Source organism: Nesterenkonia rhizosphaerae (genome assembly GCF_039544555.1).
GTDB lineage: Bacteria > Actinomycetota > Actinomycetes > Actinomycetales > Micrococcaceae > Nesterenkonia > Nesterenkonia rhizosphaerae.
On record NZ_BAABLW010000007.1, the window covers coordinates 94,929 to 118,581 of the forward strand.

The window sequence follows — 23,653 nt, forward strand, 5'->3', positions numbered from 1 at the left end:
GAGTGCCGGGCAAGGTGTGCCCGCGCTCGTAGAGACCCGGTGTCAGACTAAGACCCATGACAAGCACTCCACTGGTACGCGGATTATGGCGATCCTCTCACCCCGGTCCCACCATGGTGGTGACGGCACTGGCAGGAGTTCTCGCGGTCAGCGCTGGGCTCGAGCTGTGGCGGATCCTGCTGCTGGTAGTAGCGGTATTTGCCGGCCAGTTGTCTATCGGCCTGTCCAACGATGCTATTGACGCCGAGCGGGACCGCGCCGTGGGGCGCACGGACAAGCCCATTGCTCGCGGCGATATCACCGTCCGAACAGCATGGACCGCCGCAATCCTCTGCGTGGTCGCAGCCCTCGGCCTCTCCGCCCCGCTTGGACTTCCGCTGCTGGGTGCTCATGCGGTGGCGCTCATCTCCGCCTGGTCCTATAACCTCGGTCTGAAGGCAACGCCGGTATCAGTGGTCCCTTATATGGTCACTTTTGGGATCTTCCCGTCGCTGGCAGTTCTTTCGGCTGACCAGCCGCAGTGGGCAGCAGCGTGGGCGTGGTGTGCTGGGGCTGCACTAGGTGTTGCGCTGCACCTGACCAACGTTCTCCCTGATCTGGACGACGACGCCCAGACCGGTATCCGAGGGCTTCCGCACCGTCTTGGCGGTGGCCCCTCTGCCCTGGTTGCCTCGGCAGCGCTGGTGGCAGGCGCATACGCCGCCACTGCAGGCCCCAGGGAATGGGACATTGCGGAGGTATCTGCGCTCTCCTGGGTCTTCTTTGGTCTGGTCCTTGTGGTCGCAGTCATCACGGTCTCACTAGGTCGGCGTGAGCGGATGGGGCGGATGCAGTTCCGCCTTGCCATGTTCGCTGCGCTGGTCCTGGCCGCCCAGCTTGTGGCCTCAGGCGGTTCCCTCACTACTTGATGGGCGTCCTGCCAATGCCGCCTACTGCGGGGCGTCTGCGGGGCGGTGCGGCATCCAGGTCGAAACCCATGCCGTAGGCCCGAGCGAAGATCCGTCCCGTGCCTGGGCCGAGCATGGCTCGCACCAGGTTCCGCCGCGCGGCATTCAGCGGTTCCTTCGCCGGACGTCCCAGTCGGGTGTTCAGACCGGCAAGTGCGGCTGCGCGTCGGGCCGAACGAAGCCGGGACTGTTCCCAGTGTTGGAGCTCAGTGTCAGCCACAGTGCCGGTACGTACCCAGGAAGCGATCAGCGGCGCCAGTGTGGCCGCGTCCAGAAGCCCCAGATTCATGCCCTGCCCGCCTATGGGACTGACCTCATGCGCGGCATCTCCGATGACGAACACTCGACCATTCCTCAGGCGTGGAGCAACAAACCTGCGCACTCCGAAGCCGCTGACCTCATCGACGTCGGCTTCTTCCCGCCCTTCCAGCGCTCTACTCAGCCGGGCTCGCATCTGCACAGGCTCACTGGAGGCGCCTGGGGCGTCCCAGGCGACAAATCTGCGCCGCTGTCCGGGTAGCGGGAAGGACTCCAGCACTCCGTCGGCGTCGAGGTGGACCACCGCGGTGGATTCGTCTGCGGAATTCGGGGTGTGGGCATCGGTCATCAGATAGCGATCGGGATACTCATATGCCTCTGGACGGGCGTAGACCAGGTGGCGGGAATGCGCGCCACCGGCAAGCACTGTCACCGCTGCGCGGCGCTCTCCAGCGTCGGTGTGGACCTGCACGTGATGGTCCCCGGACAGAATGCCGGTAACGCGGACTCCGCGCTCTGGTGAAGGTGCGCCCGCACCCAGAAGTCCTTCGGTCACAGCCTGTGGGAGCGTCGCGACGAAGGGGAACCGTGCCGAATTCAACCGTGCTGATATCTGGTCAAAACGCACGGCGCCCACTACCTGTCCCGCGGATCTGGCTTCACCGCGGGTCACGCGCACCGCACCCTCCAATAGTCTTTCCGTCAGCCCTGAGGCCTCCAGTGCTGCCAGCACCGGGGGATGAATGCCAATGGCCCGGCTGCCGGGACTGGCCTGCGGGCGTTGGTCCAGGAGCTCGACGTCTATGCCGCGGCGCCGCAACTCCCCGGCGAGCAGCAGGCCGACGGGTCCGGCACCGACCACCAGGACCTCAGGCACGGCCTGGTGCCTCGGCGAGCAGACGAAACGGCACTGGCGAGGAGACACTCCAGGGGGCACCCAGCGCGTGGGTCAATTCCTGCGGCCGGTAGCTGCGGCGAATGGAACGCAGACCGTCAGTGCGCAGGAACGTTCCTGGAGCCAAGGGGGTGATGCCAATGGCGAAGAGGCCGTAGGCCAGCCGTCCTCGAGCAATATCGCTGTGCAGGACTGCTGTGGAGGCAAGGTGCCGTGAGGCTGCGGTGAAATGCATGAGTTCGCTGGAACTCAGATGGTGCAGTACATGATTGGAGATCACGACGTCGAAGACCTCCCCGCCTGCTAAGAGAGCATCGGCATCAGCGCAGTGAAACGTGGCGCCGGGGATTTGCCGCGCCACCGCCGCCTCATATGCTCGTGGGTCGGGGTCGGCGCCGGTCCATTCGACGTGGAGCTTGTCCCTGGCGCTCAAGTGGGCCAGACGGTCGATGACATCGCCTCCGCCTGACCCCAGATCCAACACTCTGGCCGGTTGCGGGAGGCTTCGGAGGATCTGCCGAAGCCTGGTCCGGTAAACCGTGTCCCATCCGGAGATCATCCGGTTGACGATCCCGAAGCGTCGCAGGGTGGCCTGCAGCCGTTGCGGATCACAGTCAGCGTCGTCCATGAGTTCGCGCAGGTTCTCGTCTCGTACAGACAGGTCCATGACTGCTCCTACCTAGTTCTGGCCATCAGCCCGAGTCTTCTCCATCAGCGCAGACTCCACGGTGAGGCCCGGTCCGAACGCCAGCGTCGCGATGGGTCCGATGACTGTCGGATCATGGAGGAGCCGGCGCAGAATGAACAGGATGGTCGCACTGGACATATTGCCGTAGTCGCGCAGCACCGTTCGTGAGGCGTCCAGGGCATGGGGTTCGAGGCCCAGGCCTTTCTCCACCCGGTCTAGGACACTTCGTCCTCCCGGATGCACTGCCCATACCCGTGGCGGGTCATCCTGCTGCAGAAGGTGATCCACCGCGCTGCGAACTTCGCGCCCCACAATGCGCGGGACCTCCGCGGAGAGTCGCATGTGGAACCCTTCGTCCCCGATAGTCCAGGCCATGTCTGCCTCCCCTTCATCGGTCAGCGCAGTGGCGAAACGTGTCAGAGCGATGCCTCCTTTGGGCCCTACGGAACCGTCGGCGGTCACCAGCGCAGCGGCAGCACCATCAGCGAAGACTGAAGCCGCAACAATCTGCTCCGGGTCGGAGCTTTTGCGGATGTGCAGCGAGCACAGCTCAACACAGGCCACCAGGACGACGGCGTCTGGGCGGGCACTAGTGATCTGAGAGGCTAACCGCAGCGCCGGCAGCGCGGCGGCGCAGCCGATGAATCCCAGATTGGCGCGTTCGACGCTGGTGGGCAGGTCCAGGTCGCGGATCAGTCGATAGTCGATGCCCGGGGCGAAGAAGCCGGTGCAGGACACGGTGATCAGGTGAGTGACCTGCGCCGGACTCACCTCGCCTTCAGTCAGCGCCGCACGAACTGCTTCAGAGGCGAGCTCGGGGGCTGCCTGGCGGTAGAGGTTATTGCGCAGGCCTGTGCTGGGAGCCAGCAGCACGCCGTCGTTGGTGATGAAGTCCCCATCCGGTTCCCCGGCCAGTCCAGGGAGCACGGTGTGCCTGGTAGAGATGGCCGCGGCTTCGAAGACAGCACTGATCAAGCGCTTGGTGAGGCGGCTGGTGTCAGGCTGTTTAGCGAAGAAGGCGCTCAGCTCTTCCTGCCGCAGCCGAGTCTGCGGAACAGCGGTGCCTATGGATATGATGCGCGCTGGCATGGGGTTACTCAATCACGCCTAACCTAAGAGTCCGTCCAGGTCCCCAGCACATGGCAGCACATGGACTCAAACTACGTCCGCCGTGGACCCTGGATCAAGAGGCGGGCTCCGGCGTACAGTGCATCACGTGACGGAGCACGAGAGGACTGGTGACGACCGCTACATCATTGTTGAGGGCCGCAAATGGCGTGCCTCGGACCCTGCCATTCCTGAGAAGCTACGCTCCGAACTCGTCAAAGAGCTGATGACTGCGCGGCGCCTAGTCAAGAAACATGGGGATGCGGTGCGCTATCGCGTGCAGGACGCCAAGGTCGCGTTGGGGGAGCGGGGTGAGCCGTGGTGGGAACCTACTGAGGACGGGCGTCGAGAGCGTCTCGCCGCCACTATGCGCGCGCTGCTGCGGCACCGGGAAGGTGCCACCATCTGCCCAAGCGACGCCGCCCGCGTGGCAGCGGGAGAGGACTGGCGGGACGTCATGCCGCTAGCTCGGGAGACAGCCGGGCAGCTGGCCGAAGCGGGACAGGTAATGATCAGCCAGAAGAATCAGCCCGCCGATATCCATGCCCGCGGGCCGATCCGTATAGCCGCCGGGCCGGAGCTCGATTCCGACTTGGGAGCGGGGTAATCCAGACTCAGAGGCCAAGTCCGGTGTACGCCCAGGGCGGGTGCGCTATGTTGTGATCCAGGCAACACTGACTATTAGTTAATAAGGGGCATCATGCGCATTGCAGTGACAGGATCAACGGGGAAGCTCGGTTCAGTGGTGGTGCGCGAGCTGCGCGACGCTGGCTATGACGTCATCGGACTCGACGTCCAAGGCGTCAGGGACTCGGGGTTCGTGCAGGTGGACCTGACAGATTACGGCCAGGTTGTCGACGCGCTCGGCGCAGTCACCGACCGGCACAACGGCGTTGATGCCCTGGTGCACTTAGCGGCTATCCCGGCCCCGGGTATCCGCCCGGACGTGGCCACCTTCCATCACAACATCGCCGCGACCTTCAACGTTTTCTGGGCTGCGACGCGGCTGGGCATTGAGCGTATCGCCTATGCCTCCAGCGAGACCGTCCTGGGTCTGCCGTTCGATGTGCCGCCTCCCTACATCCCGGTGGATGAAGAGTATCCAGCGCGTCCGGAGTCCACCTATTCCCTGGTGAAGCACCTTGAGGAGCAGATGGCGGTGCAGCTGGTGCGCTGGAACCCCCAGTTATCCATCTCGGCGCTGCGCTTCTCCAATGTGATGAACCCAGAAGACTATGCCGCGTTTCCCGCCTTCGATGAGGACGCCTCGCTGCGGAAATGGAACCTCTGGGGCTATATCGATGCGCGCGACGGCGCGCAGGCCATTGAGCGCGCACTGACGGTGGGTAAACCGGGGTTTGAGCAGTACATCATCGCTGCGGCCGACACCGTGATGTCGCGGCCAAATGCGGAACTGGTCGCTGAAGTGTTCCCCGATGTGCCTCTGCGAGGCGACCTTGGGGTCAATGACACCCTGCTCTCCATTGAGAAGGCTCGTCGTGAACTCGGATACGACCCCCAGCACTCCTGGCGGCAGCACTGATACATATGTGACCGGCCCGGATCGGTGCTGGCGAGAACCGTACCCGGGGTGCCGTCAACGTGAGAGCCTCCGGACGCCGTCGAGAACTGCCTGGTGCACCAGTCGGTGACCGAGCGGAAGGAAATGCCCGCGAGTGTCCAGCTGCACGTTGTGGGCTCCTTCCAGGCGGCTGCCGCCAGGGATATGGGGATCGAAAAGCCCATAGATGGACACGATCTGGCTGTTCACCTGCCGGCTGGCGGCGAGCTCAGTCAGTTCCGGTGACCTTGGCAGAAAGACTCGAAGGGCCGGAAGTGGAAGAAGGCGAGCCAAGGGTGACCCTTGGAAGGGCGTGTTGATCGCCACGAGCCCGTGGAGCCTGGCGTCCTTGTTCTGCCGGGACAGCAGAGTCTTGCCGATGAGTCCTCCTTTACTGTGTGCGACCATCACGCAGCGCTGGATGCCGGCTAGGCGGATATAGCGCTCAACTACCTGAGCCATGTCTTCAACGGTGCCCCCGTTGTAGCCCAACTCCACAACGGCGTGCACGTCATAGCCGTCCTGATGCAGGATTTCTGCCACAGGGCGCATAAACGCCCAGGTTTCATAGATCCCTGGCAGCAGCACTACCGCGGGCTTATCCGAGGCGGGGAGGCGGTACGCCTGCGGATCAGGGCGCAGCACCAGACCGGCCGCCTGCCGCTGCAGGGCGTAGGTGTAGTCATGCGCCCAGGCACCGAGAGCCGTACTGACCTCGGCCACCGTTGACAGTGCGCGGCGCGGCCCAGCCAAGAAGGACCAGCCCGTGCGCCGTCGTGTCGAGGTCATGGCTTCGGTGTGGCCGACTGCGAGCCGGGACGCTGATCATTGACGGCGTTAAGGAACGGCAGGCAGGCAGCCGCGAGCTGTGCTGCTCTGTTGTGCTGGACGGCATGGGGGCCACCGGGGATCTCCACCAGAGCGCCATCTGGTGCCAGCTGCACCAGCTCTCGGACCCACTCAGATGATGCGATGGGATCCCGGGCCCCGCGAACCACCAGCCCCGGCACCTGGCACTGCGGTATGGCTTCTTCGGTGTGATCGGCAAGCATGTACTTAGCGGTGCGCAGATACCGTAGCGGACCCATCTGAAAGTAACTGCGGAGGACCACCGCGTTGCTGCTGGGCGGTTCGCGCAGCATGTCCCGCAGCAGCCGGAAGGCCTGGCCCGGCAGGCTGCGCGCTTCTGGATCTACTGTGGGGCCGATGAGGATGTAGCCGGCGCAGAGCCCCGGATGGCTGGCAACGAGGTTCGTCACGATCTGACAACCCATGGAATGGCCGACGACGACGGGTGCCTGCAGCTGAAGTGCGGCGATAACATCCGCCACAACCTCGCTGAGCTCAGGGACGGTCAGCGCCCGCGCTGGTTTCGGGGTCCTCCCGTAACCGGGCAGGTCCAGGGCGTAAACGTCATGAGTGGCTGACAGCGCGTGTGCGAAGGGCAGGAAGTACTCAGCCGACATTCCGATCCCGTGGACCAGGATGATCGGCGGACACTGCGGGGTAAATGTGCCATGGACGTCAACGGTATGACCACTGGCGATCAGACGCCGGGCGTGCGGTCCGGCGCCTGACGTCCTAGGGGATGCGGAGCTGATGTCAGTGCCTTTCGGGGTCGCTGGGGGTCACAGCGGTGTCGGTGGGCGCGGCTCGGTGGTCTATGCCGTGGACTATGTCGTCCACGCGGTCCAGAGCGGTGTTGAGTCGCGTCACGGTGTTCCACAGCCGGGGGTGGTCTTTTTCTATCTGTTGCAGCGTGTTTCCTGCAGACGTCAACGTATGGAGATCGAAGCTGACGTTTGTGCGGGCACCAACCATGGCGGCTCGCAACGCGCCGAGGGCGACCGCTACGTCTGCGATAAGTGCGGACTTGCCGTTGACGGCCAACCACTCCAGGTCATCAATAGCGGCGATGGCTTTGGTTCCCAAGGCCGCGGATGCTTCAGCGGCGAAGACCGAAGCCTCCTCGATCGCGCGCTGGCGCTCTGGACCGGCCTGCTTTCGGAAGGCGGCACCGAAAGCTTCAGAAGCGGCGGCGTCGTCATCGGCCAGCTGCAGGGCCTCCTCAGCGAGAGCCTGGGCTCGGGAACGGATATCGGCCAGGTCCTCGCGGTGGTGCTCTGCTGGCTCGGTATAACCGGCGACCATTGAAGTCAGCGATGCCGCGATGCTGAGCATCACACCCGCCGCTGCGCCACCGCCGGGGAAGCCTTTCGACTCCGCTAAGGCTTGAGTCCACTCATGAAGTGTGGAGCGCTGTGTCGTCACCGAGTCTGAAGCACCCATGAGACCAAGTGTGCCTCGAAATCGTGAGATAAGGGAGAACAATCCTTGTAGTGTTGAACCACTCACGAATTCGCGCAGGTAAGAGGCATGATGAAGCTGCGGAGCGTGACGTTTCCTTGATGAGTGCTCTTGGGAGCACATCCTCGGTTAATTGAACGACTTTGGAGGGGTATGAGCGTCGACGGTGCAGCAGCTTCCGCTTCGTTCGGTCGAATGGCGCGCCTACTGAGCGCAGCTCCCCTAACCAGCACAATCTCCGAGCTGGAACGTGAACTAAATGGCGCTGATAGGGATGAAGCGTGTCGAATCCTTGGCGACACCGAATTCAGCGCGGCACTCATTGAAGATGCCCTTACAGTTCGGGAGCGCGTCGGGGTGATAGACACATTGATCCACGCTGCCGCGATCGCTCAGGTTCTGCCCCGAGTGCTGGAACCGGGCGAAGTGGTGACCAAGCGGCCCTCGTTAGGTGCAGGCAACGATCCAGGTCGGGCCTATGACCTTGAAACATCTTTACGGGTCGCGGAGTTCAAGTTGGCGTCCTGGAAAGGCCGAGATTCCATGAGACAACGTGGACTTTTTGCTGATGTGGTTGGACTTTCGATGGATACTACTGGCCGACGTCGGCAAGTCTATGTCGTGGGGGAGCGTCCCGTTCGCTTCCTAGGTCATAGCCTGAGGAACGCAAAGAAGACCGTAGCAAAGGCCGCGTTGCGGGTGAGGGAGTGGCCTGGCCTTACTGAGAACATCACAGTCTCGGAATATACGCGGCAAGCGGGGGTAGAGGTCATAGATCTGAGGGATTTGCTCCCCGACCTGCGGTGATCCGGGCACCACAAAAATCGTGTTGGCGCGTGAGAACAGCAATCGTCACAGCATGGGGCGTAGAGGCTTAAGAGCCTGCTCGGTCAGCCGGGCCATGGGATGGCGCTGCCGCCATTCCGGGGCACTGACTTCCTCGCAGTGCTCACGGTCGCTTCGGAAGAGCTTTTCCATCTCTTGAGCGAATCCTGAGTCGATGATCTCGACATTGGCCTCATAGTTGAATGACAGGGACAGTCTGTCGATGTTGGCGGTGCCTATGGTTGACCATTGCCCATCGATTGTGGCGGTCTTCGAGTGCATCATGCTGCTGGTGTAGAGCAGTATGGTGATGCCGGCGTCGAGCATCTGTCCGAAGAACCCTCGGGATACCCAGTCGCTGATGACATGGTTGGACTCTTTGGGCACCATGACCTGGACATCCACGCCGCGTTCGGACGCCCGAATCAGCGCCTGGAGAATCTGCTGGTCGGGGACGAAGTATGGCGTAGAGATCCAAATACGGTCTTTGGCCCTGTCGATGGCGCTCAGGTACATGTTCCTGATGGGATAGACGAGCTCGACAGGAAGGTTCGCAACGACTCGAACTGAGGGATTCCATCCATCAGGGGCGATCCAGGGGATGTGATCTGCGGGGTCGCGATCCTCGTTCCAGAGTCGTGCCATGGTCCGGCGCAGCCCCCACACTGCCGGACCTACCTCGCGCAGGTGTGTGTCCCGCCATTTTGTGGCGTACATCGACCCGATGTTGTAGCCGCCGACAAATCCGACAGAGTCATCGACGACCAGAATCTTGGAGTGGTTGAAACCGGTGTAGCGCAGCGGGGCCTTCCAGAGATTCTTATCCAGCACTGGCAGGCGTGAGACGTTGATGTCCTCGGAGAGCTGGGCATAGAAAGACCGCGGCACCACGATGTTCGCGAATCCGTCGTAGATGATGAAGACCTTGACCCCGCGGCGAGCAGCGGCATTGAAGGCGTCGATGAAACGCTGGCCGACTTCATCGTCTTTCCAGATGAAGGTCTTCATCAGGATGGAATCCCGGGCGGACTCGATAGCGTCCAGCATGTCGGCATAGAGCGTCTCGCCGTCGGTGTAAATACTCAGGGGCGATTCCTCGACCTGCGCCTGGAATGAGCCTGGCCGGGGCGCGTCTCGGTTCTTGCGCTCACTTTGTTCGATGAGGTCCAGCACGACTACCGAAAGTGCTGCGGCCACCGGGACAGCGACCGCAGACCCAGCCAATGCCAGAGGCAGTTTCTTCAGCAGCGGCCATCTGCGGACCCGGTGTCGAGGAGTCTCTGGTCGGCTCATATAGTCACCCTAGTTGGTACTTCCGACCTGCGATGCATCTCAGCCTGTTTAAGGTTCGATGGATTAAGGTCGCTCTGGAATGAGCTTGAGGGCACGTTTTGACTAGGCGTGAGATGAGGATGTGGATGCGCAGCTGCTATACCGGCAGAACTCCGACCGTTCCTGTGTCGGAATGGGGTGATTCCCCATGTTGAGCCCACAAGGCAGAGGTGCCCTCAGCGATGCTGTTCTGGAGGGGATGCGTGCGGGTAGGACCTCTCAGCTGGCTCAGGCGCCGCAACCAGATAGTCCTGAGGACGCGCAGCTGACGCTGTGGGTCCTCTATGAGCTGCACTACCGGGGATTCGAGGATGTCGCCGACGAGCTGGAGTGGGATCCGCAGCTGATCAGTGTGCGCCGCGACTTAGAGGCTGATTTCGAGCAGACGCTGCGCTCCAGGGTGCCGGAGATTCCTGATCCTGCTGACTTTGCCGAGGATTTCTTTACTTTTGTTGCAAGCCATGACGGCCCGTCGATTGCGGCGTATGTGCAGCGGAAGGCCACTGACGACCAGGTGCGCCAGCTGCTGCGGCACCGTTCCATCTACCACCTGAAGGAAGCCGACCACACGACGTGGGTGATCCCCCGACTGTCCGACCGCGTCAAAGCAGCCGTGGTCGAGCTGCAGTTCGACGAGTACGGAGACGGTGATCCGAATCGTCTTCATGCCCACCTCTTCAGCCGCGGCCTTCAGGACAGCGGTCTGGACTCTCGTTACGGGGCCTACATCAATGAGGTACCCCTGGAGGTGCTCGAGGAGAACAACGCGATGTCGCTGTTCGGTCTCAACCGGCGGCTTCGCGGGGCCTCCCTGGGTTTCCTGGCAGCCTTTGAGGCCACCAGCTCCGGTCCGTCGCGACGAATGGCTCGAGGCCTGGAGCGACTGGGTTTCCCCGAGTCCATGATCGGGTATTACACCGAGCATGTTGAAGCCGACGCCGTACACGAGCAGCTTGCGGTGCGCACCATTTGCGGTGCCCTGCTCGAGGAGGAGCCTGATCTCTACGACGATGTGTACTTAGGTGCCTGGACTTCGATGGACCTGGAGGACCGTTACGCCGAGCGGATGCTGAAGCAGTGGGACGCATGAGCAGGGACTCGGAAGTGAACCATCCCGACGTGATCCTCTGCCCGGGCGGGCCCATGCTGCTGCGTGGTGATCACGTGGTGCAGGACGAGGACGGCAACGAATACCGGACAGAGCGACCAGTCAGCGCTGTCTGCAGGTGTGGCGGGTCCAAGATCAAGCCTTGGTGCGACGGCACGCATAAGCTGCTGCTTAAGCGTCCGCGGGACTGATCGCCCTGGGTTCAGCGATCGGGTTCTCACGCACCAGGTGCACCAGCACGCCGCGCTCGTAGACGCGCGTCTCGGCGACTTTGAGGTTCTCTGCTGCGTAGTCGGCAATGGTTTGTGCCTGGGCAGTGCTGCCCACCTGTAGCAGCCCGGATCCTCCCGTGGACAGATGGCGATCGATGAGGTCGACGCATGTCCGTGCCAGGTCGAGACCGTCATCGCCGCCGTCGATGGCGATAAGCGGGTCTTCAGGGAACATGGTGGTGTTGGCAGAGGGAACCCACGGTGGGTCCGCCACGATCAGGCCGAACCGTTCGTCTGTGCCAAGGGCAGCGTCGATTCGGTCCCGCCGGAACTCAACGCGGGAAGTCAGACCGTTGGCGGCCGCGTTGGCCAGTGCGAACCGTTCTGCGGCGGGGTTGATGTCCACCATGACGAGTTCTCGGTCCAGGTCTCGCACAGCGCCCAGACCAATGTGCCCTACCCCAGCGCAGAGCTCCAACACCGGACCTGCTGGAGCTGCCTTCAACAACTCAGCAGCCCACGCGGACTGCGCCTGGGTCCAAGGCCGGGGTTCGAGCACCTGGTTGTCGAAGGCGATGGACAGTCCGCGGAAGGTCAGCTGTTGCATGGATCCATTGTGCAGCGCGTGCCGTCTGCTGGTGGCATCGATACGCGTCGACGTCACATCGCGCAACACTTGGTGGCTCTTCCGCAGTGTGAATAGTGGTCCTGGGCGGCCAGCAAGGTCGTTCCTTGAATGCCCATGTGGCCCCGGTACGCTGGCGTGGGTAGAGATATTCAAGGAACCTCACGCGGTCCACTCAAGAGATGGAGAAGGCTATGAAACTCTCAACACTGGCCCTGCGCACCATACCGGGGGCATTCATCCTGAACTCCGGAATCGGCAAGCTGCGTTTGAACGCCGAGTCCGCTGCAGGTCTGCAGGACATGGCCGCAACCGGCATTCCCGCCGTGAAGAACCTGCCGCCGCAGAAGTTCGGCAAGGCCCTGGCGTGGGGAGAGATCGGCGTGGGCGCTGCCCTGCTGACACCGGTAGTCAGTAACCGCCTGGCTGGTCTGGCTCTGGGTGGGTTTTCGGCAGGACTGCTGAGCATGTACTTCCGCAATGATGCGATGACTGAGGCCGACGGCGTACGGCCCACTCAGGACGGCACCGCGCTGGCTAAAGACACCTGGTTGGCGGCAATCGCCGTGGCTCTGATCACCAGCAGAAAGAAGTAAGCACCCGCGGCAGTTCCATCCCCAGGACGGTGCCCAGCCGGAATCACGCCGGTTCTGGCAGGGTGCCGCCGTACCAGGCAGCGATCAGCGCGTAAGATACCGCCGAACGCGGAGGCAGCGTCACCGCGCCTGAGACCACCTCGTCACGAAGCTCCCGCCGGGTGAACCAGCGCACTTCACGGATCTCTTCGTCATCGGCACTGGCATTGGTATCAGAGGTATGGGCAAAGAACCCCACCATAAGCGACCTCGGGAATGGCCAGGGCTGCGAGCCGGCGTACTCGACCCTCTCTACTACGATTCCAGCCTCCTCCTGAACTTCTCGGACCACGGCGTCCTCCAGAGATTCTCCGGCCTCGACAAAGCCGGCGAAAGTCGAGAATCGCGAAGACTCCCACCGCTGCGCCGATCCCAACAGAAGCCGGTCTTCGGCGTCGATCACCGCGGTGATCACCGCGGGATCAGTGCGGGGGTAGTGAGAGGTGCCGCATTGAGTGCAGGTGCGTTCCCAGCCGGAGCTGGCGACCCTGGTTGTGCCGCCACAGCCGGAGCAGAAGGCCGAGGAGGCGTGCCATGTTGTGACAGCTGCGGCGTAGGTGAGCAGCTCTGCCTCAACGGCGGGCAGCACATGGCCGATAGCGCGCAAGTCCGCCGTCATCACATTCTCGGCGTTGGCGCTGCTGCCATGTGCTTCGGATAGGTCGGTCAGCGAAACCGCCACGACGTGCCCGATTGCGCTGGCGTCAGGACGTAGAGGTGAATGCTCAGCGGGCACTTCGCCGAGGTAGACCGCCTCCTCCGGAAGAGGCCCTTCGGCTGGCACGAGCTGAAGATGCGGAACGCCAGTCTCCCCGGAATCCCCAGCTTGCTCTCCTGTGCTGATCAACGCCCTGCCTCGCTCCACGTAAAGCACGTGAGTGTCTGACTGCTGCCAGATGCTTTCCAGCCAGTCCTCGTCACGGCGTTGCAGGCCGTGACGGTCAACGTGCGACGAGGTAAGGCGGCGAAGGTAAGGGTGAGAGTCCGGCAGCACTGACCCACCGTATCTCGGGTCCTGCACATACTGTGTCAGCCTGCGAACTCAAGTTCCTGCCGAATGACCCGCAAGCCGGGTAGAGGGATCCTCACCCTGCCGCATGATGGGGAGACGCTCTACCCGCGCGGCAGCGTGTCCCAAGGCGGTGCTGAGAGAGCGGATTGCCGAAGCCTTCTTAGTGCCGGGAGTTCGCAGGGCCCTATAGTCGAGTGCGTCTCGAGCTCTGTCGAGGATTGTCAGCGGCACAGCGGCAAGCACATTGCCCGGAGGCCGACGGGCAACCACCGGATGGGCTCGGGTAGGAGCGGTACGGCGGAGGACCTCCCACGCAAGGCCCAGGGCCTGTACCTGCCACATCGCAAGGGCCCGCTGCAGACGCGGAAACAGTTCGTCCTCCTCGTCCCGAACGTCTTCCCGGAGCACCTCGATCAGCCTCGCAAGGACGGGAGCCCGCTGCTCGTCGCTGTGCTCCATGCCTTCCAGCCGGCTGACCAGCTCGTTAACCTCCTGGTGCTCCTGCTCCACTTCGAGAGTCAGAGCCTGCCCGTCGTCCAAGACGCGGCGCATCACCGGCCATAAAACAGACTCTTCGGCGAAGGCGTGCGGGAAGACTAAGCGATAGATATCCAGCAGGACTTGATCCTGCTCCGGGCCATGGGTCTGATCCAGCTTATTCAGCAGCTTATCCAGCTCGATATGGTCATTTCGCTGTCTGGTGAGGACACTCAGGCGTCCGCCGAGTTCAGCCGTGCTCTGCTCAGCAATCGATGTGCTCATGCTGTTCTCCGCAACGTTGGCGTGGAAAAGTGCACTCATCCTAGCGCCCAGGGTTGTGGAATCCCAGAGTCAGTTTCCTTCTACGTGCGGGTCATGGGAACGTGGGGGATTTTCCCGTCCATATAGGACTCTCCACTGCGCCGGAATCCGAAACGCTCGTACCAGGTCTCAAGATGTTCCTGGGCATCCAGACGAATAGTCGTGGCGGATGCGCAGATTTCTATGCCTTTGGCCATCAGAGCTGCCGCGACGCCGCGTCCTCTGCATGCGGGAGCTGTGACGACTCGGCCGATGGCGGGATGAGCACTGTGGGCCCGCAGGATACGGATAGTGCCGAGCACCTCCCCGTCCTCAACAGCCCACAGGTGAATGGTGTCATCCAACAGATCCTGTCCATCAATATCTGCGTAGACACAGTCCTGCTCAACGATGAAGACCTCGCAGCGAAGCTTCAGTACGGCATGGATTTCCGCTGCTGTCAGATCGCGTGCAGATCGGGTTTCTATGTGCATGGCACCAGCGTAGGCCGTCAGGAGGGGTCTGTAGTCCGAGCGCTGGGCACATCCAGTTGAGGGTTGATGACCGTGATGCCCGCTACGGTGGCGGTGTTGAACCCAGGCAGAAGCTGGGCGGCCTCCTGTAGCCCAATAGTGCGTTCGATCAGGTGCTGGGGTGCCAGATCGCCTCGAGCAATGAGCTTGAGCATGGCGGGGTAGTCTGCGGCGGCCATTCCGTGGCTCCCCAGCACATCCAGCTCCCAGGCGATCGCGCGGTCCAGTGGGATCCGTGGGTGCCCGTCGGTAGGAGCTAGCAGTCCCACCTGAACATGACGACCGCGACGGCGCAGGCTCAGCAGCGCGTCGGCGCTGGTCTGGGTGCTTCCGACGGCGTCCACGGAGACGTGGCTGCCACCGTTTATTTGGGTCACCGCAGCCGGAATGTCGCGGCCGTCGGCGAGAAGAACGGACTCTGCTCCAAGTGCTGCCGCGGCATCGAGGGCTTCTTGGTGGCGGTCCACGGCGATGACGCGAGCGCCTAGTGCCCGCGCAATCATGACAGTGCTCAAGCCCACCCCACCTGCTCCGATGACGGTCACCCACTCACCGGGCTGGACACGAGCCCGGCCCACCAGTGCCCTGTAGGCGGTGGCGAAACGGCAGCCGAGCGCGGCCGCCGTGGTCATCTCCACCTGTTCGGGCACGGCAATGAGGTTGGTGTCAGCTGCGTGGAGTGCCACGTATTCGGCGAATGATCCCCAATGAGTGAAACCCGGCTGCTGCTGTTGGGGGCATACCTGGGCATCTCCCTGCAGACACCACGAGCATTTGCCGCAGCCACAGATGAAGGGCACGGTCACTCGATCTCCGGGCTGCCATTTGCGGACCTCTGGGGCTGCTTCCACCACAACGCCGGCGAGTTCGTGTCCTGGTACATGCGGAAACGGGACCCCGTCGTCGTGACCTGCCCATGCGTGCCAGTCGCTGCGGCACAGGCCGGTCGCCTCAACCCGCACCACCACCCCGCCTGGGGGAGCGGCGGGGATCGGCACCTCTCGCACTTCCGGAACCGCCTGAGGATGATCGAGAACTAGGGCACGCATGAGCCTTATTATGCGGCTCAGCCCGTGGGCGCGCACATCAAAGTCGGCAGGGCGTCCGGTTCTGTACCTCAGGACTCCACTTACAGCCCGAATAATTGAGCTGATTCGGTCAGGATCCGCTTCCAGTCTTGTGATGATGGGTGATGGCCCATCCCGTGAAGTTCCAGCAGTCTCGAAGTCGGAACTGCCTGAGCTAGCTGTCTGCCCTGCTCTGGCGGAGTCATCAGATCCTGTGTCCCGGTCACGATAAGGATGGGGTGAACCAGGTACTTGGCGTGGGTCAAAGGAGACGAATCTCGCCACTGGCTGGTCTGCAACGTGGCGTCTAGATATCGCCGCACGCCTTCATAGGCAGTATCGCGATAGAACGTGATGAGATCGCTGGGTGCACTGACGACTGTCAGGCCCGCAAGCTCGCCGCGTTCATGTTCCGCAGCCGCCAAAGCCGCCATGGTCCCACCCATCGAAAATCCCAATAAAGCGGTCGATGACACTCGAGGCTGTTGTCTGATCCAGTCAAGAACACGACCGATGTCGTGCGCTGCGCTGAGCCCGTAATCATCGACACCGCTTGACCTGGCCATCCACGCATCGAGATGCTTATTGCATGCCAGGAACGTGATCGAATGTGCTGAGCAACCGGCGCCATCGTCGACGCGTCTTCGCCCCAGCCGTGCAGTAACAGAATCGCCGGCGCGCTGCGTTCGTCCCACCACGCGTATCCGCCAAGCTCAACATCGCCGAAGTCCAGGGTGACCGGCTTCGCGGCAGCAATCTCGGATAGATGCGTCACCGGCACTATCGGATGCATCGCCACAGGGACCTCCGTTCCAGACGCGCGGGCTGAGTAAAGGTGCTCTTGTCTTTCACCGTAGCCGCCGTTGGTTTCTCGCGACAGGGTACAGCTCGCTGGCGCGGGTGCTTGTTTCGCTATTAACGCGATTCGTCGGGCGCTGAATTTTGCTGACAGGGCAGCGTGATCACTAACCGGATCTGGTGGGTGCTCTCGTCGTGTGTCAGGGGCCTGCTTCTGTGACCGGAACGTCCTCGAATCGCCATGGGTTGACCCCTATCTGCCGAAGCATCCAGTCGGTGCCTTCATGCTCGCCTGGCGACTCCAGGGTCAGCACATCCCCACCGATATCCGGGTAGACCAGGTAAGCGACCGCCGAATCGCCTTCGTTGTAGTCCCGGTAGGACCCGAAAAGTACGTCGGTAAGGCGGTGGAAGTCCCGGCCTGAAATGTCCGACTCTTCGGGGTTGTCCTCATCAACATCTACGTCGGTGACGAAATACCGTAGTGGTTCAACCCAATGGTCTCCTGCCACCAAGTAGGGCAGATCCACCGAGCCGACCTGGCTTACGCCAGCCCTGTGCACTCCTCCAGCACCGAGGGCAAAGGGCCAGTTAATGTTCGCATCCTCTTCAGTGGACTCGGCCCGGATGCCGGCCACGATGAGACCGTTATGCCGCTCAAGAGTTTCCACGCTGAGAATGACCTCTTCGTTGGCGTAGGGACCGTTGTCACCGGCGGTGACGGTGATTTTCTCGTCAGCCGATCCGACTGGGCCTTGGGGTTCGGGAAGTTCCCCTTCCACCACTCGCTCCTCAGGGGCGCTCACTGTGGTGAAGTGCAGCTCCACGCGCCTATTCATAGCCCGCCCCTCCTCGGAGGTGTTGTCAGCGATCGGCTGGCGGAAAGACTCGCCAGCGGTTGATACGTCATCGAACGCCTCGAGGTCGGCCAGGTCTTGCAGCCGTTGGTGCACGGCTTCAGCTCGCTCTTCGGACAGTGTCTGGTTATACGCTTCATCCAGCACATCGTCGGTATGGCCCACAATGCGTAGCTCTCCGCCTTCAGTGCCCGTCATTTCCTGTGCGGCGGCCCGCAGTGCCGCTTCAGCCTCAGAGGAGAGATCTGAGGAGTCGACGTCGAAGAGCACGTCCGAGGGCAGGCTGACGGTAGTCTCATTTCCCTTGATCTCAATGGAGTATTCAGGGGTGTCGCGCCAGGCCACCAGTTTGTGACTCTTCCCGGCAACATCGGGATAGTCGAAACGCTCCTCAGTGGCATTGGGTTCGTCCAGGTCGCCGTCCACCACCGGTACGTTGGAGATCAGACCAAAGTGCGGAAGCAGAATGCTGACCGTATCGCTCTCGGGCGCGTCGAAGAGACCAAACCAGTGCAGGGTTTCACCGGGCTGAGCTCCGTTTCCGATACCGTCATCGGAGGAGCCCGACGCTACAGCCACCTTTCCTTCGCCGCCATTATTCCTGGCCAGCTCTGCCACAGTCATTGATTCAGGGTCTATCAGCCGCACTTGCCCTCCGGCTATGTTGCCTTCAGAAATTCCGGCGAGGCCGAAAAGGAAGTCCATAGTACTCAGCTCCCCCTCGCCCTCCAGGTAGTCAAACTCGAGGGGCAAGGACGCGAGGTCACCGTCACGGACAACCGGACCTATGGTGGCCTCTAATGTCACCTCGTCTGAGGGCCCTCTCGAACCGTAATGCGGCAGGAAGGTAGCTGTGGCAGTGACTCCCGCCGAGGCTGGCGCATCTGTCCCGAGGGGTTCGGTGTTCGGCTGCCGGTCCGGGCTTTCGGTATTTTCCGGCTCGGCAGTCTGCTGAGTCTCATCAGCAGTTTCAGGGCCAGCGGAGGGATCGACGTCCTCGAACTCTGCCTGCTCCTCTGATCCGCAGGCCACTAGGGCCAGAACAGCGGTCAGGGCGACAGCGCGGACGGTGATGGTCTGGGGGCTTAGTCTCATCGTTTCTCTTCCCATGGCTTGTTCCGTGGACGTCGCCACGGCGGTGCTGCCTATGAGTCGCCCGAAGCGACGAAGAAGTTGCAATCGATTTCTGATCAATATACCCGGCGACGTGAGGCAGCTTTACTCCGGCCTGACTGTGAGGCCAATGTGGCTCTCGACACATTGAGCGGACTAGGGTGAGGCCATGTCGGCACCGCAAACCGGTTCTTGGCATCGCCTGAGGGCGATGTCGGTCCATGCTTACACGGCCCTGGGTGTGGTCCTTGCGCTGCTCATGGTGCATATGTCTTATGCCGGGGAAGTCGAGATTGTGCTGTGGTTGTTCCTTGCCGCGATGATCATCGACGGCTCTGACGGTTTTCTGGCGCGCCGCTTCCGCGTCAAGGACCTGGTACCGGGTTTTGACGGTGCGCTGCTGGACAACATCGTCGACTACATCACTTATGTTTTTGCGCCGATGGTGCTCCTATGGAGCGGTGGCTATCTGCCGAGCGGTTGGCTCGGCGGTGTCTTGGCTTCAGTGCCCCTGCTCGCGTCCTGCTACCAGTTCTGCCGCACGGATGCGAAGACTGACGACCATTTCTTCGTCGGGTTCCCCAGCTACTGGAACATTGCGGCGTTTTACCTCATTGTGCTCGGCGCCAGCACCGCCGCGACCACCACCACGCTGCTTGTTCTGGCCGTGCTCGTGTTCATTCCAGTCAAGTACGTGTACCCGTCCCGCACCGAGGCTGCGTGGTGGTTGACCATGACGCTTACCGCGCTGTGGTTGGTCCTATACGCCGTGATTCTGATCCAGTACCCCTCACCGAACCTGTGGCTGATCGGCCTGTCCGGCGTTTACGTGCTCTACTACGCGGCCTTGAGCTTGCGCCTGACACTGAACCAGCGACGCCAGGATGACGAGCGACGTCCGACGTACGCCTGATAGAAAGCCACGACCGACTAAGAGGACATGTGCCAGGGGCTCTCTGTCTACCCGCTCTTGAACGTGTAGCAGATAGGGCACCTCTGCGGGCATTTTTATCGGGCGGGGTAAACGGGCATCCATGTGATGACAGGGGCGCAAGGTCTCGACTAAGCAGAGCGTGCACGATCGCCGACCGGCTTACGGGCGGTCGGCAGCCCTCCTCTCACCGGTGGACTTGTGAAGTGTGGGCACCGTAGACGACAGCCCAATGTGATCGCTAGCCCTCTGGTACTGGAAACGCATTCTCTGGACCGGCGACCTTCGTGCCCAATTCCGCCGAGCTTCCGGCACACGTTCGTCAAGGCGTCCTCTTACCATGGAGCTATGGCGAACATTCCCGCACCCCGGCCTTCCGTTAATAGCCAGCTGATCGATGAGTCAGAGGAGTTAGAGGAACGAATGTCGTTGCTCCAAGGGGATGAAGAGCTGGACCCAGCTGGCGTTGCGGATTTGCGCCGGGACTACCGCAGCTGGCATCAGCGCGCGCGTCAGGTTCTGCCAGCGGACGCTGTAAAGAAGTTCGATGAGCACCGGGATGGAAGCCTGTTCAAAACGGGAATCAGCCAGTTCCTCGGTGAGCCCCGCAAAGAGTCTGTTATTAGGGCGGAGGACGGCACGTTCCCTATGGGTCGATGGCAGCATCCATTTAACAACGTTCGGAGTCGGTTGGAGCAGCAGCGCAACCTCCTTTTGGAAGCTGCGCCGGAGGAATCTCCCTCCGAACGCGTAGCCGCAGATCTGGCTGCCGTGTTGCGCAGGCTGCCCGAGTTCCTTCGCGTTCTGCAACAACGAAGGCCAGATTGGTCTGTTGGAGAAGCTATAAGAGACGAAAGGGAATTGCAGGTGGTCGTCGAGGCGCTGCTGCGCACGCTCTTCGACGATGTTCGACCGGAGGACTACGTACCATCCAGAGGTGGCGCCAACTCACGCGTCGATTTCGTTCTCCCCGAGGTTGGTGTCGTTGTCGAGACCAAGATGACCCGAGCGAGCATGAGCGCGCAGAAACTTGGCGAAGAACTCTTCATCGACGCTGGTCGTTACCCCGCCCACCCTGACTGCGATGCCATTCTCGCCTATGTCTACGATCCGGACCGGCTCCTCAACAATCCGCGAGGAATTGAGCGTGACCTCACTATGAGGACCACATCCGGACTCACATTTCTTTGCGTCATCAGCTGAGTGGCGAACTAATACCTGTGATTCAAAGGATCCCAGGAAGCGTGTTGAGCTGGTTCTCAGTGCGTACAAATCCATCCTGAGTGGGACCCGCTGAGGGATCGGCTTACGTGCATCGGGTGGCATGCCGCTGCGCGGTTCTGCCGATCCCACAGGGTCGGGGCGTTCTTCGATGGCCAAGGCCAGGCGCCCGGCCGGTCCTGCAATCCTTGCCATGCCCTTGCTCGACAACGCAGTTCAAATGCAGGACCTGTACGGGTTCAAAACGGCGGGGAACAACAGTAGCGTCATACGCACTGGCGTCCATTGTCAGCCGAGATTCATGGCCATCACCCCCCGCGACGAGAGAAACACCATGTCTCACGTGAAGTCCATGCTTCAGGCACATCCCAAAGAAGAGCTCGGAATCGATCAGCAGAAGCTCGCTGAGTGTATTGCCGCTTGTTTGAATGTTCGCAGACCTGCACGGCGTGCGCTGATGCCTGTCTCAGCGAGCCGACGGCCGGAGAGTTGGTGGCGTGCATCAGCACAGACCAAGACTGTGCCGATATTTGCCTGACAACCGGGCGGATCCTCACGCGCCTCACCGGACAGAACAAGCACGTGGTGCGCGCGATGCTGCAGACCTGCCGTGAGGCATGTCGTGCCTGTGCCAATGAAGGATCCCTATACGGCTGCGGGACAGGATTATCTGTCAGAGTACGCAGCCGCAAACTCAGTGCTAGGTGGGATGGGCTGGATGATGTCGAGCAGAACGCCATCAGGAGCTTCAACGATGAAATGACGTTGACCGAACTCCTCGTCCCGAAGTGTCAAAACCGGTTCCATACCAGAATGTGCGGTCATCTCCTTGTAGACCCTGTCAACGTCATCGACTTCCAGGTTCAGGATCATTCCACTTGGGAGGCCTCGATACTTCTCTGGGACAGTGACGTGGTCATGGGCCAGGATCGCTAGTTCGAACTTCTTCAGTCGCAGACTGACGTACCAGTCTGAGACATACGTCGTTTCAAATCCGAGCTCGCTGCGGTAGAAGTTCGCGGCCGCCGCGACGTTTTTCGACATGAGGACCGGATAGAAGCTGGTGACAGGCATTGAAATCTCCTTTACGTACACTGAGGATGTATCAAGTTCGAGAATACATACACTGTGTACGTAAAGGAAGTGCTAATGCCTCGCGCCTCTGCGGCCTCCGCAGCTCAAACTGCACAGAACGTGCTCGGTGCAGCAACTGAGCTGTTCGCCTCTTTCGGCTTTAACGAAGTCTCGGTTGACGATGTCGCTGAGGCCTCGGGGGTGACCCGGGGCGCGGTCTACCACCACTTCCGGAGTAAGCAGGGGCTGTTTCGAGAGGTAGCCGCTCGACTCCAGTCCACGGTTGCGTCTGCGGTGGTCGAGTCCGCGGAGAAGGTGGAGGGGGACGCAAGTGATCAGTTCAGAGCCGGGGCCCATGCGTTTCTCGACGCGATTACTACTGGGGCGGCTGTGCGAATTCTCTTGGTGGACGCTCCCTCGGTGATCGGTTGGCAAGAGTGGCGACGCCTTGATGAAGCGAACTCCGTTACACATTTGCGTGAGTCTCTCGCGGAAGTAGGAGTTCCTGCCGAGTTGTTGGGCGCGGCGACCGCACAACTCTCAGGTGCGATGAATGAAGCCGCGTTATGGGTGGCTCAGCATGCCGACCCGGCCGGAGCTCGACGGCAAGCACATACAGTGCTCGACCGCCTCATTGCCAATGTCCTCCAATTGGGCCAGTCCGCAGAATTGTGATGGACAGCGGTCGATAGTGGCCAGTGCACACGGAGGGATCCGATCCGCGCGCTCCTGAAGGACGTGACGGGACGATTAGTCCTGGCCACGTGTGGAGGTGACCGGCCACGGCTCGTACTGGACATCAGCGAAAGCTCGTACCTCGTGTCGCAGTCGAGCCGCGATGGCTTCGCCGTCGGCGGTCCACTTCGCACGGTTGGCATCGTCATCCCACCCTTCGAAGGGGTCAAAGTGGTCTTCCCAAAGCTTGTTCCAGGAGGCGATCTCGACTTTAAGGGGTTCTGACAATCCGTACGTTTCCGGAGTTGTGGTGTATCCGACGTCCCACGTCGACGTCGTGTTCTCCCAGAGTGGCCAGTCTCGCCCATAGTCGGGAAAGAGCCTGATGGTGCGCCGTGCTGGAGGTGTCCCACCCATGACGACGACGTTACCCCACCACCAGTTGCAAAGGACTAGGGGAGTAAGGCTCCGCTCACAACATCGGCGAGGGCAACCCCAGCGAGCCCCAGGTATACCGCTGCGGCGATGTAGCTGAGCACCGCGCCTCCTCGTCCGGAGTTTTCGAAACGAGCGTTGAAAGTTCCGGCGAGAACGCCGATCGCCCCGTACAAGATGACTTCCATCAAGACGTTAACAGCGCCCAACATCGCTAGCTGGAGTGCTGTGTTCTGCGCATCTCCTATGAACTGCGGCAGTACTGCCACGAAGAAGAGGATGATCTTAGGGTTCGTGAGGCTGATCGCGAGGCCCCGCACATAGGGGCGAGTGGTCAGGTTGCTCTTGTGGGTCGTGGTTGTTCGACGGGCACTACGGATGGTCCCGATGGCTAACCATATGAGGTAACCGGCACCGAGAATCTTCACCAGGTCAAAGATCAGCGGGTGTTCCTCCGCGAGGCGTCCGATCCCCGCAACGGCACCGGCAGCGTAAAGACTCATTCCCGTACCAATGCCGAGGATCGCGGACACCGCTGCTCCGCTCCCTTTTTCAAGGCCCACGGCCACCATGAAGGCCATATCGGGGCCCGGGGGTATCAGAAACAGCAGAATCACTGCGATGAACGCAGGCAGTACCGCTACATCAACCACAGTG

26 protein-coding genes and 1 pseudogene are annotated in these 23,653 nt (G+C 61.6%); 10 read left to right on the plus strand and 17 right to left on the minus strand.

Annotated elements, in window-relative coordinates:
* Positions 1–56 precede the first annotated feature (56 nt).
* Positions 57–908 carry a UbiA family prenyltransferase gene (locus ABEA23_RS06125; RefSeq protein WP_345477188.1) on the plus strand — a complete coding sequence of 284 codons (852 nt, stop codon included), beginning with the start codon at positions 57–59 and terminating at the stop codon, positions 906–908.
* Here ABEA23_RS06125 and ABEA23_RS06130 read toward each other — a convergent pair.
* The 3 genes from ABEA23_RS06130 to ABEA23_RS06140 are packed head-to-tail and all read right to left on the minus strand — an operon-like array spanning position 901 to position 3,877.
* On the minus strand, positions 901–2,082 hold the full coding sequence (locus tag ABEA23_RS06130) for an FAD-dependent oxidoreductase (RefSeq protein WP_345477189.1): 1,182 nt from the start codon (positions 2,080–2,082) through the stop codon (positions 901–903). The two genes, ABEA23_RS06125 and ABEA23_RS06130, sit on opposite strands and share 8 nt — an antisense overlap.
* A complete protein-coding gene (locus tag ABEA23_RS06135; protein WP_345477190.1) occupies positions 2,075–2,767 on the minus strand; it encodes a methyltransferase domain-containing protein in 693 nt (230 codons plus the stop codon). The genes ABEA23_RS06130 and ABEA23_RS06135 overlap by 8 nt, the downstream gene beginning before the upstream one ends.
* A 12-nt stretch (positions 2,768–2,779) precedes the next feature.
* Positions 2,780–3,877, minus strand: a complete 1,098-nt coding sequence (locus ABEA23_RS06140) for a type III polyketide synthase (protein WP_345477191.1) — start codon at positions 3,875–3,877, stop codon at positions 2,780–2,782.
* A gap of 127 nt (positions 3,878–4,004) precedes the next feature.
* On the opposite strand from ABEA23_RS06140, the gene ABEA23_RS06145 reads away from it, so the two are divergent.
* On the plus strand, positions 4,005–4,502 hold the full coding sequence (locus ABEA23_RS06145; protein ID WP_345477192.1) for a DUF3253 domain-containing protein: 498 nt from the start codon (positions 4,005–4,007) through the stop codon (positions 4,500–4,502).
* 93 nt (positions 4,503–4,595) lie between these two features.
* Complete coding sequence (locus ABEA23_RS06150) at positions 4,596–5,438, plus strand: NAD-dependent epimerase/dehydratase family protein (RefSeq protein WP_345477193.1); 843 nt, start codon at positions 4,596–4,598, stop codon at positions 5,436–5,438.
* A gap of 54 nt (positions 5,439–5,492) precedes the next feature.
* On the opposite strand, the gene ABEA23_RS06155 is transcribed toward ABEA23_RS06150, so the two are convergent.
* The 4 genes from ABEA23_RS06155 to ABEA23_RS06170 all read right to left on the minus strand — a co-directional run bounded on the left by ABEA23_RS06155 (position 5,493) and on the right by ABEA23_RS06170 (position 9,881).
* Positions 5,493–6,245, minus strand: a complete 753-nt coding sequence (locus ABEA23_RS06155; protein ID WP_345477194.1) for an esterase/lipase family protein — start codon at positions 6,243–6,245, stop codon at positions 5,493–5,495.
* On the minus strand, positions 6,242–7,057 hold the full coding sequence (locus tag ABEA23_RS06160; RefSeq protein WP_345478631.1) for an alpha/beta fold hydrolase: 816 nt from the start codon (positions 7,055–7,057) through the stop codon (positions 6,242–6,244). The genes ABEA23_RS06155 and ABEA23_RS06160 overlap by 4 nt, the downstream gene beginning before the upstream one ends.
* A 1-nt stretch (position 7,058) precedes the next feature.
* A complete protein-coding gene (locus ABEA23_RS06165; RefSeq protein ID WP_345477195.1) occupies positions 7,059–7,745 on the minus strand; it encodes a cyclodeaminase/cyclohydrolase family protein in 687 nt (228 codons plus the stop codon).
* Between the two features lie 870 nt (positions 7,746–8,615).
* Positions 8,616–9,881, minus strand: coding sequence for a phospholipase D-like domain-containing protein (locus ABEA23_RS06170; protein ID WP_345477196.1), 1,266 nt, complete (start codon positions 9,879–9,881; stop codon positions 8,616–8,618).
* Positions 9,882–10,068: 187 nt separating this feature from the next.
* Between ABEA23_RS06170 and ABEA23_RS06175 the strand changes: the two genes are divergently transcribed.
* Positions 10,069–11,010, plus strand: a complete 942-nt coding sequence (locus tag ABEA23_RS06175; protein ID WP_345477197.1) for an iron-containing redox enzyme family protein — start codon at positions 10,069–10,071, stop codon at positions 11,008–11,010.
* 53 nt (positions 11,011–11,063) lie between these two features.
* Positions 11,064–11,219, plus strand: coding sequence for a CDGSH iron-sulfur domain-containing protein (locus ABEA23_RS06180; protein WP_345478632.1), 156 nt, complete (start codon positions 11,064–11,066; stop codon positions 11,217–11,219).
* On the opposite strand, the gene ABEA23_RS06185 is transcribed toward ABEA23_RS06180, so the two are convergent.
* Positions 11,200–11,847 (minus strand): methyltransferase, encoded by a 648-nt coding sequence (locus tag ABEA23_RS06185; RefSeq protein WP_345477198.1) that lies wholly within the window; start codon positions 11,845–11,847, stop codon positions 11,200–11,202. The genes ABEA23_RS06180 and ABEA23_RS06185 overlap by 20 nt on opposite strands.
* A gap of 212 nt (positions 11,848–12,059) precedes the next feature.
* Between ABEA23_RS06185 and ABEA23_RS06190 the strand changes: the two genes are divergently transcribed.
* Positions 12,060–12,461: a hypothetical protein gene (locus tag ABEA23_RS06190; RefSeq protein WP_345477200.1), complete on the plus strand. Its 402-nt coding sequence runs from the start codon at positions 12,060–12,062 to the stop codon at positions 12,459–12,461.
* A 43-nt stretch (positions 12,462–12,504) separates the two neighbouring features.
* Here ABEA23_RS06190 and nudC read toward each other — a convergent pair whose 3' ends face one another.
* The 6 genes from nudC to ABEA23_RS06220 all read right to left on the minus strand — a co-directional run bounded on the left by nudC (position 12,505) and on the right by ABEA23_RS06220 (position 18,642).
* On the minus strand, positions 12,505–13,521 hold the full coding sequence (gene nudC, locus ABEA23_RS06195; protein WP_345477201.1) for an NAD(+) diphosphatase: 1,017 nt from the start codon (positions 13,519–13,521) through the stop codon (positions 12,505–12,507).
* A 21-nt stretch (positions 13,522–13,542) separates the two neighbouring features.
* Entirely contained in the window at positions 13,543–14,274 is a 732-nt protein-coding gene (locus ABEA23_RS06200) for a hemerythrin domain-containing protein (protein ID WP_345477202.1), read from the minus strand.
* Between the two features lie 80 nt (positions 14,275–14,354).
* On the minus strand, positions 14,355–14,786 hold the full coding sequence (locus tag ABEA23_RS06205) for a GNAT family N-acetyltransferase (RefSeq protein WP_345477203.1): 432 nt from the start codon (positions 14,784–14,786) through the stop codon (positions 14,355–14,357).
* A gap of 17 nt (positions 14,787–14,803) precedes the next feature.
* The gene (locus tag ABEA23_RS06210; protein WP_345477204.1) at positions 14,804–15,874 is read right to left on the minus strand and encodes a zinc-dependent alcohol dehydrogenase family protein; all 1,071 of its coding nucleotides are present in this window, start codon (positions 15,872–15,874) and stop codon (positions 14,804–14,806) included.
* An 80-nt stretch (positions 15,875–15,954) separates the two neighbouring features.
* Positions 15,955–16,587 (minus strand): alpha/beta hydrolase family protein, encoded by a 633-nt coding sequence (locus ABEA23_RS06215; RefSeq protein ID WP_345477205.1) that lies wholly within the window; start codon positions 16,585–16,587, stop codon positions 15,955–15,957.
* Between the two features lie 303 nt (positions 16,588–16,890).
* Entirely contained in the window at positions 16,891–18,642 is a 1,752-nt protein-coding gene (locus tag ABEA23_RS06220) for an OmpA family protein (RefSeq protein ID WP_345477206.1), read from the minus strand.
* 187 nt (positions 18,643–18,829) lie between these two features.
* Between ABEA23_RS06220 and ABEA23_RS06225 the strand changes: the two genes are divergently transcribed.
* The 3 genes and pseudogenes from ABEA23_RS06225 to ABEA23_RS14295 form a co-directional block, all read left to right on the plus strand.
* On the plus strand, positions 18,830–19,573 hold the full coding sequence (locus tag ABEA23_RS06225; RefSeq protein ID WP_345477207.1) for a CDP-alcohol phosphatidyltransferase family protein: 744 nt from the start codon (positions 18,830–18,832) through the stop codon (positions 19,571–19,573).
* A 366-nt stretch (positions 19,574–19,939) separates the two neighbouring features.
* A complete protein-coding gene (locus tag ABEA23_RS06230) occupies positions 19,940–20,794 on the plus strand; it encodes a PD-(D/E)XK nuclease domain-containing protein (RefSeq protein WP_345477208.1) in 855 nt (284 codons plus the stop codon).
* Positions 20,795–21,220: 426 nt separating this feature from the next.
* A pseudogene (locus ABEA23_RS14295) lies at positions 21,221–21,391 on the plus strand (four-helix bundle copper-binding protein); the annotation flags it as partial.
* A gap of 87 nt (positions 21,392–21,478) precedes the next feature.
* Here ABEA23_RS14295 and ABEA23_RS06235 read toward each other — a convergent pair.
* Positions 21,479–21,886, minus strand: a complete 408-nt coding sequence (locus ABEA23_RS06235) for a VOC family protein (RefSeq protein ID WP_345477209.1) — start codon at positions 21,884–21,886, stop codon at positions 21,479–21,481.
* 75 nt (positions 21,887–21,961) lie between these two features.
* Between ABEA23_RS06235 and ABEA23_RS06240 the strand changes: the two genes are divergently transcribed.
* Positions 21,962–22,561, plus strand: a complete 600-nt coding sequence (locus ABEA23_RS06240; protein ID WP_345477210.1) for a TetR/AcrR family transcriptional regulator — start codon at positions 21,962–21,964, stop codon at positions 22,559–22,561.
* Positions 22,562–22,636: 75 nt separating this feature from the next.
* On the opposite strand, the gene ABEA23_RS06245 is transcribed toward ABEA23_RS06240, so the two are convergent.
* Together ABEA23_RS06245 and ABEA23_RS06250 are read right to left on the minus strand one after the other, a co-directional pair.
* Positions 22,637–22,978, minus strand: a complete 342-nt coding sequence (locus ABEA23_RS06245; protein ID WP_345477211.1) for a hypothetical protein — start codon at positions 22,976–22,978, stop codon at positions 22,637–22,639.
* Positions 22,979–23,013: 35 nt separating this feature from the next.
* A complete protein-coding gene (locus ABEA23_RS06250; RefSeq protein ID WP_345477212.1) occupies positions 23,014–23,649 on the minus strand; it encodes a LysE family translocator in 636 nt (211 codons plus the stop codon).
* Positions 23,650–23,653 lie beyond the last annotated feature (4 nt).

Bases quoted from the DNA above. Each gene is read 5' to 3' on its own strand.
- ABEA23_RS06125 (WP_345477188.1), top strand. From the start codon at position 57: ATGACAAGCACTCCACTGGTACGCGGATTATGGCGATCCTCTCACCCC.
- ABEA23_RS06135 (WP_345477190.1), bottom strand. From the start codon at position 2,767: ATGGACCTGTCTGTACGAGACGAGAACCTGCGCGAACTCATGGACGAC.
- ABEA23_RS06140 (WP_345477191.1), bottom strand. From the start codon at position 3,877: ATGCCAGCGCGCATCATATCCATAGGCACCGCTGTTCCGCAGACTCGG.
- ABEA23_RS06150 (WP_345477193.1), top strand. From the start codon at position 4,596: ATGCGCATTGCAGTGACAGGATCAACGGGGAAGCTCGGTTCAGTGGTG.
- ABEA23_RS06155 (WP_345477194.1), bottom strand. From the start codon at position 6,245: ATGACCTCGACACGACGGCGCACGGGCTGGTCCTTCTTGGCTGGGCCG.
- ABEA23_RS06165 (WP_345477195.1), bottom strand. From the start codon at position 7,745: ATGGGTGCTTCAGACTCGGTGACGACACAGCGCTCCACACTTCATGAG.
- ABEA23_RS06170 (WP_345477196.1), bottom strand. From the start codon at position 9,881: ATGAGCCGACCAGAGACTCCTCGACACCGGGTCCGCAGATGGCCGCTG.
- ABEA23_RS06175 (WP_345477197.1), top strand. From the start codon at position 10,069: ATGTTGAGCCCACAAGGCAGAGGTGCCCTCAGCGATGCTGTTCTGGAG.
- ABEA23_RS06180 (WP_345478632.1), top strand. From the start codon at position 11,064: ATGCTGCTGCGTGGTGATCACGTGGTGCAGGACGAGGACGGCAACGAA.
- ABEA23_RS06185 (WP_345477198.1), bottom strand. From the start codon at position 11,847: ATGCAACAGCTGACCTTCCGCGGACTGTCCATCGCCTTCGACAACCAG.
- ABEA23_RS06190 (WP_345477200.1), top strand. From the start codon at position 12,060: ATGAAACTCTCAACACTGGCCCTGCGCACCATACCGGGGGCATTCATC.
- ABEA23_RS06200 (WP_345477202.1), bottom strand. From the start codon at position 14,274: ATGAGCACATCGATTGCTGAGCAGAGCACGGCTGAACTCGGCGGACGC.
- ABEA23_RS06205 (WP_345477203.1), bottom strand. From the start codon at position 14,786: ATGCACATAGAAACCCGATCTGCACGCGATCTGACAGCAGCGGAAATC.
- ABEA23_RS06210 (WP_345477204.1), bottom strand. From the start codon at position 15,874: ATGCGTGCCCTAGTTCTCGATCATCCTCAGGCGGTTCCGGAAGTGCGA.
- ABEA23_RS06220 (WP_345477206.1), bottom strand. From the start codon at position 18,642: ATGAGACTAAGCCCCCAGACCATCACCGTCCGCGCTGTCGCCCTGACC.
- ABEA23_RS06225 (WP_345477207.1), top strand. From the start codon at position 18,830: ATGTCGGCACCGCAAACCGGTTCTTGGCATCGCCTGAGGGCGATGTCG.
- ABEA23_RS06230 (WP_345477208.1), top strand. From the start codon at position 19,940: ATGGCGAACATTCCCGCACCCCGGCCTTCCGTTAATAGCCAGCTGATC.
- ABEA23_RS06235 (WP_345477209.1), bottom strand. From the start codon at position 21,886: ATGCCTGTCACCAGCTTCTATCCGGTCCTCATGTCGAAAAACGTCGCG.
- ABEA23_RS06240 (WP_345477210.1), top strand. From the start codon at position 21,962: ATGCCTCGCGCCTCTGCGGCCTCCGCAGCTCAAACTGCACAGAACGTG.
- ABEA23_RS06245 (WP_345477211.1), bottom strand. From the start codon at position 22,978: ATGGGTGGGACACCTCCAGCACGGCGCACCATCAGGCTCTTTCCCGAC.